General features: G+C 27.8%; 13 protein-coding genes. 4 read left to right on the forward strand and 9 right to left on the reverse strand.

Going from position 1 to position 13,573, the window contains the following annotated elements; translation table 11 throughout:
* The first annotated feature begins 80 nt into the window (after nucleotides 1-80).
* Together HMPREF0202_RS12590 and HMPREF0202_RS15010 are read left to right on the forward strand one after the other, a co-directional pair.
* On the forward strand, nucleotides 81-359 hold the full coding sequence (locus tag HMPREF0202_RS12590) for a LysO family transporter (RefSeq protein WP_023051100.1): 279 nt from the start codon (nucleotides 81-83) through the stop codon (nucleotides 357-359).
* A complete protein-coding gene (locus tag HMPREF0202_RS15010) occupies nucleotides 360-959 on the forward strand; it encodes a LysO family transporter (protein ID WP_023051101.1) in 600 nt (199 codons plus the stop codon).
* Nucleotides 960-982: 23 nt separating this feature from the next.
* Here HMPREF0202_RS15010 and HMPREF0202_RS12600 read toward each other — a convergent pair whose 3' ends face one another.
* Genes HMPREF0202_RS12600 through HMPREF0202_RS12620 form a run of 5 tightly spaced genes read right to left on the reverse strand, consistent with a single transcriptional unit; the run spans nucleotide 983 to nucleotide 8,268 of the window.
* Complete coding sequence (locus HMPREF0202_RS12600; protein WP_023051102.1) at nucleotides 983-2,503, reverse strand: Tle-like phospholipase domain-containing protein; 1,521 nt, start codon at nucleotides 2,501-2,503, stop codon at nucleotides 983-985.
* A gap of 18 nt (nucleotides 2,504-2,521) precedes the next feature.
* The gene (locus HMPREF0202_RS12605; RefSeq protein WP_040407514.1) at nucleotides 2,522-3,235 is read right to left on the reverse strand and encodes a diacylglycerol kinase; all 714 of its coding nucleotides are present in this window, start codon (nucleotides 3,233-3,235) and stop codon (nucleotides 2,522-2,524) included.
* Nucleotides 3,236-3,245: 10 nt separating this feature from the next.
* A complete protein-coding gene (ybeY, locus tag HMPREF0202_RS12610; RefSeq protein WP_023051104.1) occupies nucleotides 3,246-3,710 on the reverse strand; it encodes an rRNA maturation RNase YbeY in 465 nt (154 codons plus the stop codon).
* A gap of 11 nt (nucleotides 3,711-3,721) precedes the next feature.
* Nucleotides 3,722-5,791 carry an HD family phosphohydrolase gene (locus HMPREF0202_RS12615; protein ID WP_023051105.1) on the reverse strand — a complete coding sequence of 690 codons (2,070 nt, stop codon included), beginning with the start codon at nucleotides 5,789-5,791 and terminating at the stop codon, nucleotides 3,722-3,724.
* Nucleotides 5,792-5,805: 14 nt separating this feature from the next.
* On the reverse strand, nucleotides 5,806-8,268 hold the full coding sequence (locus HMPREF0202_RS12620; protein WP_023051106.1) for an ATP-dependent DNA helicase: 2,463 nt from the start codon (nucleotides 8,266-8,268) through the stop codon (nucleotides 5,806-5,808).
* A gap of 266 nt (nucleotides 8,269-8,534) precedes the next feature.
* Between HMPREF0202_RS12620 and rpsT the strand changes: the two genes are divergently transcribed.
* A complete protein-coding gene (gene rpsT, locus HMPREF0202_RS12625) occupies nucleotides 8,535-8,795 on the forward strand; it encodes a 30S ribosomal protein S20 (RefSeq protein ID WP_023051107.1) in 261 nt (86 codons plus the stop codon).
* A gap of 64 nt (nucleotides 8,796-8,859) precedes the next feature.
* Nucleotides 8,860-9,366, forward strand: a complete 507-nt coding sequence (locus HMPREF0202_RS12630) for a KdsC family phosphatase (protein WP_023051108.1) — start codon at nucleotides 8,860-8,862, stop codon at nucleotides 9,364-9,366.
* Nucleotides 9,367-9,380: 14 nt separating this feature from the next.
* Here HMPREF0202_RS12630 and HMPREF0202_RS12635 read toward each other — a convergent pair whose 3' ends face one another.
* The 4 genes from HMPREF0202_RS12635 to tilS all read right to left on the reverse strand — a co-directional run.
* The gene (locus HMPREF0202_RS12635) at nucleotides 9,381-10,490 is read right to left on the reverse strand and encodes a YibE/F family protein (RefSeq protein WP_023051109.1); all 1,110 of its coding nucleotides are present in this window, start codon (nucleotides 10,488-10,490) and stop codon (nucleotides 9,381-9,383) included.
* Nucleotides 10,491-10,547: 57 nt separating this feature from the next.
* Nucleotides 10,548-10,808 (reverse strand): 30S ribosomal protein S15, encoded by a 261-nt coding sequence (gene rpsO / locus HMPREF0202_RS12640; RefSeq protein ID WP_023051110.1) that lies wholly within the window; start codon nucleotides 10,806-10,808, stop codon nucleotides 10,548-10,550.
* 109 nt (nucleotides 10,809-10,917) lie between these two features.
* Nucleotides 10,918-13,104: an ATP-dependent zinc metalloprotease FtsH gene (gene ftsH, locus HMPREF0202_RS12645; protein ID WP_023051111.1), complete on the reverse strand. Its 2,187-nt coding sequence runs from the start codon at nucleotides 13,102-13,104 to the stop codon at nucleotides 10,918-10,920.
* Nucleotides 13,094-13,573, reverse strand: a 480-nt coding sequence (gene tilS, locus HMPREF0202_RS12650; RefSeq protein ID WP_170207991.1) for a tRNA lysidine(34) synthetase TilS, incomplete at its 5' end; no start/stop codon positions are given. The genes ftsH and tilS, both read right to left, overlap by 11 nt.

The raw sequence follows: 13,573 nt of genomic DNA on the forward strand, positions 1-13,573 counted from the left end.
AAGGTTTATTTTTTACAAAATTTGATTTTTATATAATCTTTATGGTAAACTCCTACTATATTTAATATCTAGGAGGAATTATGATAAGAATTTTATTATATATTTTCATTATAAGTTGTGGGTTTTTATTAAGTAAATACCAATTAATACCTTTAAAATTAAAAATGAAAACTGCTATTTTACAATCCTTTTCTCTTTTCTTTTTATTAGGAGTTATGGGTTATAAAATTGGTAGTGATAACAAAATTATAAAAGAATTTCCAAATCTTGGATTACAAGCTATTGTTATTGCATTATTCTCTATTTTAGGAAGTATTTTTGTTACTAAATTTTTTTTTAGAAAAAGAGGTGACAAATAGATGCTAGGAATTTGTTTATCAATTATTTTTGGAGTTATTATAGGATTATTTTTTCAAACTCCATTTTTATCTAATTCATCAGATACTTTTATCGATTTAGGTCTCTGCTTACTTTTATTTTTCGTTGGAATCGATATTGGAGATAACTCTTCTGTATTTTCTAATTTAAAAAAATATGGTAAAAAAATATGGCTTCTTCCTATATCCACAATTTTAGGTTCTCTTTTAGGTGGAGTTGTCGGTTCTTTATTTCTTCCTATCTCTATTGGAGAAGGTCTTGCTGTTTCTTCTGGTCTTGGTTGGTACTCTCTATCAGCCATTGAATTAACAAAAATAAGTCCTGAACTTGGAAGTGTTGCCTTTTTAAGTAATGTTTTTAGAGAGGTTCTTGCAATTTTAACAATTCCTCTTATTGCTAAATCCATTGGAAGTTTCGAATCTATATCTACAGCTGGTGCTACAGCTATGGATACTCTTCTTCCAGTTATAAATAAAAGTAATAGTTCTGATATATCTGTTATTGCATTTTTTTCAGGCGTTGTTCTAACTACATCAGTGCCTGTATTAGTTCCACTAATTGTAAATATATTTAAATTATAAAAGGACATGAAATTCATGTCCTTTTAAAATAATATTAAATCATATATATCTTGTATTCTATATGGACTAGGAAGCTTTGTCTTCAAATTTTCCCAAACTTTCGAAAAAGTTTCTTGATCCATATCTTTTATTTGATTATATGCTTGAGATTTATATAAAATATCTTCTCCACATTTTTTTATTGCATTTAATATTTGAGATTTAATCTTTTTATAATTTTCATCTGTTATTAAAATTAAACTATAATAATCTGCTAATAACTCTCTTTCCACACAATATTCAAGTGTTAAGATTTTTCTTATAATTGTTCCTAAATAACCAATTGATAAATTTTTACTAAACATTCCACTTCTTTCACCTTCAACCTCAATAAAAGGTAAGAATATATCTTGGTAGTGGTAATCTTGAACTGATTTTGTAAAAAATAAAAAACTAGAAAAAATAGTTTTTTTCTTTATCTCTTTTCTTAAAAAACTTTTATCAACTTGATAAACAGCACCAACATGTGGAAAAAGAGAAACTGTCAAATCTTCAGAGTGACAAAAATTAACTATATTTTCTTCATAAACTTTATTAGCTTTAATTTTTCTAATAAAATAATCTGCTTGGAATAATTCATTAGTTAAATTATCTACTTTAAATAGTGCATTAAAAACCCTATTATTATCTAATAAAGTATTTTTTGTATCATTTGATAATTTACTTAATAAATTTTCAAATTTTGTACTCTTTACAAAATTTTTTATAAATCCCTCATCTATTTGAGGTGATATTTCAACATTACTTGTTATTAGTAGCGTATTACTATCTTTTATTACTTTCCCCTTTTTTAACTCTTTTAAAAAAAATGATAAATACTCATTTTTAAACTCAATAAAATATTGTTTCTCAATATCATCTAAATTTAATTTATCTAAAATTCTATCATAGTTAAAGAAATCTAGAAGGTTTATAATCCCATCTCTATTTATTCCTACAGCATTCCAAGTACATGTATATGGAATAAATCCTCTCTCCTTGTCAACCATAATACTTACAAACTGAGCAATTCCACCACCTAAAGAATGTCCTGTTATTGATATCTTTTCTTTAGGAATTTTAAACTCATCATAAATTTTATTAAACACTTCTAAACCATCATAAAATTGTACAGGTTTAACTCCTAAACCAATTTTTAAATCATTTTCTATAAAATCTTTGTAAGCATCTTCTATAGGATATTTCTCACTACCTCTATAAGAAATAACATATTTATCATATTTAATATTTCTAAAAACTACACTATAAAATCCTGTTGAATCTCTTTCTAAATCAGAAGCTCTCTTACTTTCTACATAAAATATCTCCCAATTATGAAGAATATCTTTAAAAAAATCATAAAATAAATATCTTGTATTTGAATTTGAAAAATAAAATCCATCACTATCTAATTTTAATGAATCATTCTCTCTGTAAATTTGATCTAAATTTTTTTTATAATCCTCTTGAGAAAAATTACAATAAGAGAGTACACTAAGCAATAGATAGTCTTTAGCTCTTTGCATTATATACCTCCTAATATTTTAAACTTTTAATAGAGATAGAAAAAGATATGTAACACCCATTCCTATTGCGGCACCTATTACGGTTTCTAAAACTGTATGTATCTTACCTTCTACTCTTGATTGTAGAACTAAAATTAAAAGAAATAGAGAAAGATAAAATACTCTAACATCATGTGTTAAAAAAAATATTCCCATGAAAAGCGCTCCACCAAGAGCGCTATGTCCACTAGGAATTCCTCCTCTTAAAGGAGTTCCTTTTTTAAAAATACTTTTAATTGCTATTACTAATACTACTATAAATATTATTATAAATATTATTACATTTGCATAAGATTCTTTTAATAAATCAAAAAAATTATCAAACTCACCAGCTATTCTTTTATGAAATACTAAATATCCAACTATTAAAGCATTACTTGCTGCTATAAAAACAGCTCCTGCTCCAACATCTTTAGCTCTCTTTGCCAAAATATTATATTCTGGTGAAACTAAATCTACAAAACTTTCTATAGCAGTATTTAAGAGCTCTGCTGCTAAAACAAGGGACATACTAATTGATAACACAATTAACTCCATTCTGCTTACACCTAGAAAAATTGAAATCATTAAAACTAATATTGTACAAAAGGCATGAAATTTCATATTTCGTTCTGTTCTAATAGTTTCTATTATTCCTTCTATTGCTACATTAAAACTTTGTGTTACATCTTGTTTATTCCCCTTATCTTTCATCAGCCCCTCCTTAATCTCTTGTATGACCAAATTTTCCTAAAATCTCTTCTTCTCTAGCTCTCATCTCTTTTTTATCTTCTTCTTCTATATGATCATATCCTAAAAGATGTAGCATTCCATGAGTTAGAACATAAAAAAATTCTCTTCTAAATGAATGATTATATTCATTACATTGCTCTTCAACTCTCTCTAAAGATATTATTATATCTCCTAATGTATCATATGGCCCAATCATATAATCCTCTGTTTCATGATATGCAAAAGATATAACATCTGTAGGTCTATCTTTCTCTCTAAAATCTCTATTTATTCTTTGAATCTCTTCATTTCCAACTAAAGCTACAGATATATAAACTGGCTTTTCTGATTCAAACTCATCGTTTAAAACTTCATAAATATACTCTTTTACTTCTTCTTCATTTATAATTTCATTATATCCCTCTATTTCTAGAGAAAAATCTAATACTACTTCCATATTAACTCCTTTTATTTTTGTCCTGGATATTTTATTCTGACATGATGAATACTCATTAAAACTTTTGTGAAAGTTTTAATAATTATTTCTATCTCTTTAAATGTCAACGCTGCTTCAGATAATTGATTATCTTCTATTTTAGAATTAATAATTTTTCTTAACATATTTTCAATAGTTATTGGTGTTTTCTCATCTAATGACCTTACAGCTGCCTCTATTGAATCTGCTAGCATAATTATAGCCGATTCTTTACTTCTTGGAATTGGTCCTCCATATTTAAAATCCTCCTCTATAACAGTTGGATCTAATTGCTTTGCTTTATTATAAAAATATGCCAACATTGTTGTTCCTTGATGCTCAAACATAACATCTCTAATCTCTCTTGGAATTTTATACTCTCTTCCTAGTTCGTTACCATCCTTAGTATGTGATGTTATTATCAAAGTGCTTAAAAACGGAGATATTTTTGAATGAGGATTCTCTCCACCTTCTTGATTCTCTACATAAAATTTAGGTCTTTTCATCTTTCCTATATCATGATAATATGATGCCACTCTTGCAAAAATAGCATTTGCTCCTATTGCTTCCGCTGCCGCTTCTGATAAAGTTGCAACCATCATTGAGTGATGAAATGTTCCTGGAGCTTTCATAGATAAAAGCTTAAGCAAAGGATGAGATAAATCTCCTAATTCTAAAAGTCTAAATGTTGTTAAAATATTAAATGTTCTTTCAAAATATGGTAATACTGCTATCGCTAACATTCCTGAAAGTAATCCTGAAACAACAATCTCTCCACTTTGTAACACAATTAAGTTCTGCTCTCTTCCTATAAAATAAGTTAATAACAGATATAAGAAGAATTTTGTCACTGCTAATTTCATTCCTAAAGCAATCAATTCCTGCCTTGTTGTAACTTTCTCTATCAAATAAGATCCCATTAAACAAACCAAAAAAGTTACAATAATAAATATAGGATCATATCCTACAATTGGAAATAAAAATGTAATTGCCATGAGTGTTGCTAAAAAAGCAAAGTCTTTTGCAAAAAGTATTGCCATTAAAAAATACATTGTTTCAAAAGGAACAAAATATAAATGATCTGGTTTTGTAAATCTATAGGCTAAAAACCCTATTGTGTATATCAAAAATAGACTTCTGTATATGCTCTTATTTAATATATTTTTTTTAAATTTATTAGCCAACAAGGGATAAAATATAACTGTTAAAATAATCGTGTACAAAAAGTTTGCCAAGGAAAAACCTAAACTTTTTTTATAGGAATAAATTCCAACAGCTTCTAAAAGCTTTGCTCTACTATCAGTTATAATATCTCCTTTTTTAACAAGTAAAGTTCCTGCTTTTATATCTAAAATTTGGTCATCTATTTGTGAAATTTTTTCAGCAATAGAGTTCTTAGTTTTAGTTTCATCGTATATATAGTTTGCTGTTAAAAAATTTTCAACAATTTTTTTGTCAAACTCTGGAAGCTCCAAAAATAATTCATCATTAGGAGGAGAAATTGTTAAACTTCCTTTTTCTCTTATAATACCCGTTGCATATGCCTTTGTTAAAAATCCAATAACTCTTTCTTTTGTTTCTAGTAATTCTTTTTTATTCAATTGGGTTAATTCTGTTATTAATTTAGGCGGTAATTGTTTTCCAATTATATCTTCAACTCTATCTAGGTATAACTTATTTTTCTTAAAGTTTTTCTTTAATATTTCATCAAAAAGATACTCAGCTCCTGATATATAAACAGTTCCCGCTTGTGGTACATATATATACTCTTTTTTAGAATTTTCCATAAGATTTTTTATAATATCTTGTTTTTTGTCTCTATCATTAAAAAGAATACTTTTAGGTGAATAAATATCATTTATTGCTACGTCACCCACATCATACTTTTGTCTATTTACTATATAGCCACTTTTTGAACTAATAACTATTAGCATTATCATTAAAATTAAATAAAAAATCTTCTCTTTTAAATGATGATCCTTAGTATATAATTCAGCATCGTCTGCGTTTTTCCTATTAATCTTAAAAGTTAAACTTAGACCAAATAGCTCAATTTTTTTCATATTAGTTACTCCTTTTAGGTTTTAGAAATATCTTTTAAAATCTCTTCTTTACTCAGTATTTTTATATTTTTAGTAGGGATAGCTTCTTTAAAATATTTTCCATAACTTTTTGTTATTACTCTATTATCTAATATTGTAACAATTCCTTTATCACTTTTGCTTCTAATCAATCTTCCAATTCCTTGTTTAAATTTGATTACAGACTCTGGAATTTGATACTCTACAAATGCATTCTTATTTTGTTGTGTTATATTTTCAATTATTGCTTCTGTTACTGGATCGCTTGGAACCTTAAATGGCAATTTTATTAAAACTACCGAACTTAATTGCTCTCCTTTTATATCTACACCTTCCCAAAAGGAATCTGTTCCAAATAAAACAGGATTTTTTATATTTTTATATAAATTTACGAGCTGTGTTCTCGGTGCTTGTCCTTGAATTAAAAGATTTAATCCAGCATTTTCTAATTCATCTTTTATCATATAATACATATAGTTTAAAGTACTATACGAAGTAAATAGTATAAAACATTTTCCTGAAGTTTTCAATATTAAATTTTTTAAAAAATCTTTAATACTATCAATAAATTTAGGGTCACTTGGATTCAATAAATCTTTAGGTAAATATACAGTCATTTGATTATTATAGTCAAATGGTGAATGAATAACTTTTTCTAAAGTTTTTTCTTTTAAACCTATACTTTCTTTAAAATAAGAAAAATCATTTCCTATTGCTATTGTTGCAGATGTAAAAATCATCTGTTTCAAATTTGCATATAGATTCTTATCTAATTCTCCATCTATTTTTAAAGGAGTTGCAACTAACTTAGAATTACTTTTTTTCCCATTTACTTCTGCCCAATATATAAATTTATCATCATCCAGTGAATTTATAAATTTTAAATTTTCAAAAAATCCATCTAATCTATCTATATATCTAGAGAAATCACTTATATACCCCTCTTTATCCTCAATATCTTTAATTTTACCTAAAATTGTTCTAACTTTTTTTAAGTAAGATGATAAATCAACAACAAACTCATCTTTTAAATTATCTAATTGATTATAAAAAACAGCTTTTTCAAACTCATTCTTTTTTAATCTATAAGTTATACTACTCATTTGTCCTTTAGAAAAAATTTCAATTATAAAATTAAAATATGCTCTACCTGAATTAAATAGATTTCGATGTCTTAATTTAATATCATTCTCTAAATCTGATTCAATTCCTTTTTTTCCATCATAATCACAACTTTTCAAATAATTTATAAAAACGTCTAGACTTCCTGTTCCTCTTTTTTTAGATTTTTCCATTGTGTATATTTGATTCATAGTTTTCGTAAAACCATATTTAGAAATTTCATAAGAAAAATAATCTCTCGCTACTTTTTCTACATTATGTGCCTCATCAAATACTGCTAATTCATATTCTGGTAAAATTGAATACTCTGTATTAAAACCTATTTCTTTTCTTATTGCTAAATCAGAAAAATACATATGATGATTAGTTATTAGTATATCTGCTTTTTTCTTTTCATCTCTTGCTTTTAAAAAATAACATTCTGATTTAAATGCACATTTATTTCCTGCGCACATATCACTTTCACTTTGGAAATGTTCCCAAATTGAATAGTCTACTTCAAATGGTAGCTCTGCCTTATCTCCAGTCTCAGTTTTACCACCCCATTTTAAAACCTCTTTAAATTGAGATTTTTGACTTTGACTATATTCTTCAAAATCAACAATATCTCCAGTAGCTACATTATGCAATTTTCTATTGCATAAGTAATTTCCTCTTCCTTTAACTAAAACATAATTAAAATCACCTTGTATAACTTTTTTAGCTATAGGAATATCTTTATTTAAAAGTTGTTCTTGTAAATTTATTGTATTTGTACTTATTACAACTCTTTTTTTATTTTTTATACTCCACTCTATAGCAGGTATTAAATAACCTAATGTCTTTCCTGTTCCTGTTCCTGCCTCAACAATTACTTTTGTCTCTGTATTTAGTCCATTCTCGATAACCTCAGCCATCTCTAACTGCTCATTTCTATATTCAAACTCTTTAAATACATTTGCCAAAAGACCATTTTTTTCAAAATACGGTTTTATATCTATCTTTATATTTTTCTTTTGAATTAACTCCACTATAACATATATATCTGATACTTTATTATCTATGATATAAGACCCACCGTCTAGTTTGTTGGAGTATATAGCTGCAATCTCTACATCTGGATCTGATGGATATAAATGGCCTGATGGATGATTATGTATTATTACCTCACCTTTTCTCATTCCTTTTAATATAGCAGGTACTGAATACTTATTACCTCTTGCTAATACTTCGACTTCTGTTACTACTCCTTCTTCATCTGGAATCCCTCTGAAGAATACTTCGTTACCATCGACTTTTTCTATCTCTAGCCTCATTTTATCTCTAGCTTCTAAAGATATTTTATCTTCTATATTCATTCTTATCCTTTCTTTGTTTATTATATTCTCACTACAATATAATACTCTTTTTTTGAGAAAATATAAATTATTTTTTTATTTATCTTCTTTTTTCCTAATAAATATGTTAAAATATTCTAGGTCCATTGTAAATATTGTGTCTCTTTTTATGCTTACCTGTCAAATTAAAATACTTGTACTTCGTACGATATTCATATTGACATAAAGCGTTATTTATGTTATTATGTTATGAAAATTTTATTTAAAATTAAAGGGAGGTTTTTGATTTGGCACATTCAAAATCAGCAAAAAAGAGAGTTTTAGTAGCAGAGAGAAACAGAGAGAGAAATCAAGCTGTAAAATCTAGAGTAAAAACAATGCTTAAGAGAGTTTTAGTAGCAGTAGAAACTAAAGAGGTTGAAGCTGCAAACGCTGCTTTATCAGTAGCTTATAAAGAGTTAGATAAAGCTGTAAGCAAAGGAATTATGAAAAAGAATACAGCATCTAGAAGAAAAGCTAGATTAGCTGCAAAAGTTAACGCTTTATAATCGATGCTATTAAAGTAAAACTGGGGACATCCCCAGTTTTATTTTTTATTTTTGAGGAGGCTTTATGATTAAACTTATTGTTTTAGATGTTGACGGAACTCTTACTGATGGTAAGCTTTATGTAACAAATCTTGGTGATGAAATGAAAGCTTTTAATGTTAAAGATGGATTAGGAATTACCCAAGCTATTTCTCAAGGTAAAGAGATTGCTATCATCACAGGAAAAACATCTCAAATAGTTACTAAACGTTGTCAAGAACTTGGAATAAAAGAGATTCATCAAGGAATTAAAAATAAAATAGCAACTCTTGATTTAATATTAGAAAAATATTCTATTTCTTATGATAATGTTGCTTATATGGGTGATGATCTAATTGATTTGGCAGTTATGAAAAAATGTAAACTAGCAGGAGCACCTAAAGATTCAGTTGAAGAAATTCTTAATATTTCTGATTTTATTTCAACTAAAAATGGTGGAGATGGAGCTGTTAGAGAATTTATAGAATATATTTTAAAAAAAGAAAATTTATGGAATAATGTAGTTAACCACTTTGTTCCCACAGAACAATAAAAAATAGCTGAAATTCAGCTATTTTTTTTTGTAAATATAATACAGCATAAATATGAAGTTATTGGCACTGCAACTAAAATTCCTATACTTCCTGCAAAAGCTCTTATAATATCAGCTGCTACTGATTCAAAATTTAAAATTCTAATTAAAGGAAATTGTTCTTTTTGTAAATATATGAATAAAGTTGATAATATTCCACTTCCTATATACGCTAATATTAGCGTATTTACCATTGTTCCTATAATATCTTCACCTATTCTCATTCCTGATTCAAAAATGTCTTTTTTAGTTATATCAGCGCTTCTCTTTCTTAATTCTGTAAGGGCTGAAGATATTGACATAGATACATCCATTACTGCTCCCATACTTCCTAAGATAACTCCAGCTGATATTATTTCTCTAATTTTTATTCCCTGAAGTAATGTTGAATAATTTAATGCCTCTACTGAAACAAAACCTGTCATAGCCATTTTATATGAAAAATACATTGATACTATTCCTGCTATTACTACTCCTGAAACTGCTCCTAGTATTGCTACTAATCCTTTTTGAGAGAAGCCTGTTGTCAAAAATATTGTAATTGTTGAACATAATAAAGCACATAAGGTTGAAATCAAAATTGGTGAATAGCCATTTGATATCATTGGTAGAAAAATATTATATATTATCCCTACTACTATTACTAAGGATAAAATCGCCTTTATTCCTTTATATCTGGCAATTATAACTGTTAACAATACAAATATACCTACTATTAAAAATATAGAGTCTCTTTTATCAATATCTACTATATAGTATGTATTATCACCTAATTCTCCATGCTCTTTATACAATACTACATTTTCATTCTCTCTTATAAAAATATTATAAGCTTTCTCTAAATAAACTGGCGATTGAATTAAAATCTCTTTATTTTCATCTTCACCTTCTAATATTCTTACTCTATATTCTTCAATCTCTTTTATCCCATCCTGTCCATTATACCCACTTTTTTTTGTACTCTCTAAATATAAAATTCTTCCTTTTATATACTCTTCTTGTGTTTGTTTCTCATTATTCTCTATCTCTTGAGCTAATATTCCAGTGGAAAATATTATTAAAAATAATAATAATAAATTTTTCATACACTCTCCCCATTTTATTTTATAAAAAAAAACGAGGAAGACTTCCTCGTTTTAATATTACTTTCTGATTCCTAATTTAGCAATAAGAGCTCTGTATCCTTCGATATCTTTGCTCATTAAGTAGCTTAAAAGTCTCTTTCTTTTTCCAACCATTTTTAATAATCCTAATCTTGAGTGGAAGTCCTTCTTGTGAGTTCTTAAGTGATTAGTTAAGTGGTTAATTTGTGCAGTTAAGATAGCGATTTGAACCTCTGTAGATCCTGTATCTTTCCCGTCTTTTCCGTAAGCGCTGATGATTTCTGCTTTGTTTATAGCCATTTTATTTCCTCCTGAATATTTAATATCTAAGCCAAGGTTTACGGGGCTTAATCGTAAATCCTAGCATAGATTGTTATTATTATAACACAATATCTTATTTTAGTAAAGTCTAATTTTCTGTCTTATCCTCTTTTTGATCTTCTAAAACTGACTGAGAGGCTTTCTGTTTTAATTCTTCTCTTAATTTATTTTCTTCTTCTTTTAAGTCTGCTAATTTTTCTTCTATTCTGTTTTCTTCTTCTAATCTTTCAACAGTTTTTCCTTTTAACATCTCATCTAACTCTTCACCTGTTATAGTCTCTAATCTTAACAATGCCTGAGTTATATTCTCTAATGTTTCTCTATTTTCAGTTAAAATCTCTTTTGCTTTATTATAAGCTGTCGTTACTAATCTTCTTATTTCATCATCTATCTCTTTTGAAGTTGTTTCTCCATAAAGCTTTTGTTGGAACATATCTCCATCACGAGTAGCATCTAACATTATTGGTCCAAATTTATCACTCATACCATATTTAGTTACCATAGCATGAGCTATTGCTGTAGCTCTTTCTATATCGTTACTAGCGCCTGTAGTTATGTCTCCAAATACAACTTCTTCTGATGCTCTTCCTCCTAAAAGTGTTACAAGCTCAGATAAAAACTCATTTTTTGATTTTAAATATCTATCCTCTGTTGGAAGAGTCATTGTATACCCAAGAGCAGCCATTCCTCTAGGAATTATTGTAACCTTGTGAACTGGTTCTGTATGTGGTGACAATCTTTGAGTCATAGCATGACCAACTTCATGATAAGCAACTATAATTCTTTCCTTTTGAACTGCCATTCTTGATTTTCTCTCTGGTCCTATTGTAACTTTTTCAGAAGCTTCTTCTAAATCAGACATATTTATTTCATCTCTACCAGCTCTTGCAGCCAATATAGCCGCTTCATTTAACATATTTGCAATATCCGCTCCTACAAATCCTGGCGTTTTTCTTGCTATTACATCAAAATCAACATCTGATGCAAACTTTTTATTTCTTGAATGAACTTTTAAAATAGCCTCTCTACCCTTTATATCAGGTCTATCAACTACTACTTGTCTATCAAATCTTCCTGGTCTCATTAAAGCTTTATCTAGTATTTCAGGTCTATTTGTTGCAGCTAATACTATTATTGTTTCATCGCTTCCAAATCCATCCATTTCTACTAGAAGTTGGTTAAGTGTTTGCTCTCTCTCGTCGTTTCCTCCACCTTGACCACTTCCTCTTTTTCTACCTACTGCATCAATCTCATCTATAAAGATTATACATGGAGAGTTTTTTCTAGCTTTAGAAAATAAATCTCTAACTCTTGAAGCTCCAACTCCAACAAACATTTCTACGAATTCTGATCCTGACATACTAAAGAATGGAACCCCAGCTTCTCCAGCTACAGCTTTAGCTAAAAGTGTTTTACCTGTTCCTGGAGCACCTAGCAATAAAACTCCTTTTGGAATTTTAGCACCTAAATTTTTAAATTTATCAGGCTCTTTTAAAAATTGAACAATTTCCTCTAATTCAACTTTTGCTTCATCTATTCCAGCTACATCAGCAAAAGTAACTTGAGATACATTTTCACCATTTTCTTTAGCTTTAGATTTACCCATATTGAAAACTTGTGGTCCTCCACCGCTTCCTTTATTCATTTTATTAAGCATAAAAATCCAAATTCCAATTAACAGTAACATCGGGAACCAAGATGCTAGCATATTTAATAAAAATGGTAACTCTTGTGGTGGTAAAGATTGTATTTGGATATTTTTATTCTCTATTAAATCAACTAGTTGTAAATCTCCTCCAAGTCTATCTGTTATCATTCTAGCTTTTACTGCAGATGCATCTTTTTCAGCAGTATATCCATATATATACCCTTCTCTTTCATCTACTCTAACTAACTTATTATCTTTTACATCTTGTAAAAAATCTGTATAACTTATTGTTTTTACATTTGTTGAATCTGACTTAGAAAACATTGTTGGAAGAGATAAAATTATTGTTACTATAAATAATAACATCACAAATCCTTTTAAGTTAAATCTTCCTCCTAACTCTCTTGAGTCATTTGAATCTTTATCTTGTTTTCCTTTATCTATACCCTCTTTTAATTTTTCTTTAATTTTTCTTTTTCTTTCCTCTAACTCTTCTTTTTCTTTTTCCTCATTTGATTTTTTGTCATTGTTTTTCTCAGCTTCATCATCGTCGCTTTCATCTTTTTTTGGCTCCTCTTCAATGAAGTTATACAATGCCATTTTTTCATTATCTTCTCTATTCTTCATCTTGCCTCCTTATGATTAGCTTAATTCCCTTTTTATTTTCTTCACCCTTAAAACTCTCGCTCTTTTTTACGCCTGAAGCCCAAACGATTTCATCGTCTTTTAATATTAATGGTATTTCTCCCCTTAAATCTTTTGGAATTTTCTCATTTATAAAAACATCTTTTAATTTTTTATATGATTCCATTCCTAAAGGTCTTATCTTATCCCCATCCTTTCTCATTCTAATCTCTATAGTGTCACCTATTTTTAAATTTGTTAAAAATTCATTTTTACCAAAACTTTTATTATCCTCTATAGCTTCTACAACATAGCTATTAAAAATGATTTTAAACGGTATTTTTTCTGTAACTAGTTTATTAACTTTTTCTAATTTATCTTTTTTTTCCTTTTCTATCCAAATATTTTTATATTGTTTTTTCAATATAAAACCTTTTTCTAATTTTATTACCTTACTTCCATTAGTATTCAA

The organism is Cetobacterium somerae ATCC BAA-474 (assembly GCF_000479045.1).
GTDB lineage: Bacteria > Fusobacteriota > Fusobacteriia > Fusobacteriales > Fusobacteriaceae > Cetobacterium_A > Cetobacterium_A somerae.

What these genes read in the sequence shown, in the direction of transcription:
- ftsH (WP_023051111.1), bottom strand. Translation starts at nt 13,104, where the DNA reads ATGAAGAATAGAGAAGATAATGAAAAAATGGCATTGTATAACTTCATT.
- HMPREF0202_RS12620 (WP_023051106.1), bottom strand. Translation starts at nt 8,268, where the DNA reads ATGAATATAGAAGATAAAATATCTTTAGAAGCTAGAGATAAAATGAGG.
- HMPREF0202_RS12630 (WP_023051108.1), top strand. Translation starts at nt 8,860, where the DNA reads ATGATTAAACTTATTGTTTTAGATGTTGACGGAACTCTTACTGATGGT.
- ybeY (WP_023051104.1), bottom strand. Translation starts at nt 3,710, where the DNA reads ATGGAAGTAGTATTAGATTTTTCTCTAGAAATAGAGGGATATAATGAA.
- rpsO (WP_023051110.1), bottom strand. Translation starts at nt 10,808, where the DNA reads ATGGCTATAAACAAAGCAGAAATCATCAGCGCTTACGGAAAAGACGGG.
- HMPREF0202_RS12590 (WP_023051100.1), top strand. Translation starts at nt 81, where the DNA reads ATGATAAGAATTTTATTATATATTTTCATTATAAGTTGTGGGTTTTTA.
- HMPREF0202_RS15010 (WP_023051101.1), top strand. Translation starts at nt 360, where the DNA reads ATGCTAGGAATTTGTTTATCAATTATTTTTGGAGTTATTATAGGATTA.
- HMPREF0202_RS12600 (WP_023051102.1), bottom strand. Translation starts at nt 2,503, where the DNA reads ATGCAAAGAGCTAAAGACTATCTATTGCTTAGTGTACTCTCTTATTGT.
- HMPREF0202_RS12615 (WP_023051105.1), bottom strand. Translation starts at nt 5,791, where the DNA reads ATGAAAAAAATTGAGCTATTTGGTCTAAGTTTAACTTTTAAGATTAAT.
- HMPREF0202_RS12605 (WP_040407514.1), bottom strand. Translation starts at nt 3,235, where the DNA reads ATGAAAGATAAGGGGAATAAACAAGATGTAACACAAAGTTTTAATGTA.
- HMPREF0202_RS12635 (WP_023051109.1), bottom strand. Translation starts at nt 10,490, where the DNA reads ATGAAAAATTTATTATTATTATTTTTAATAATATTTTCCACTGGAATA.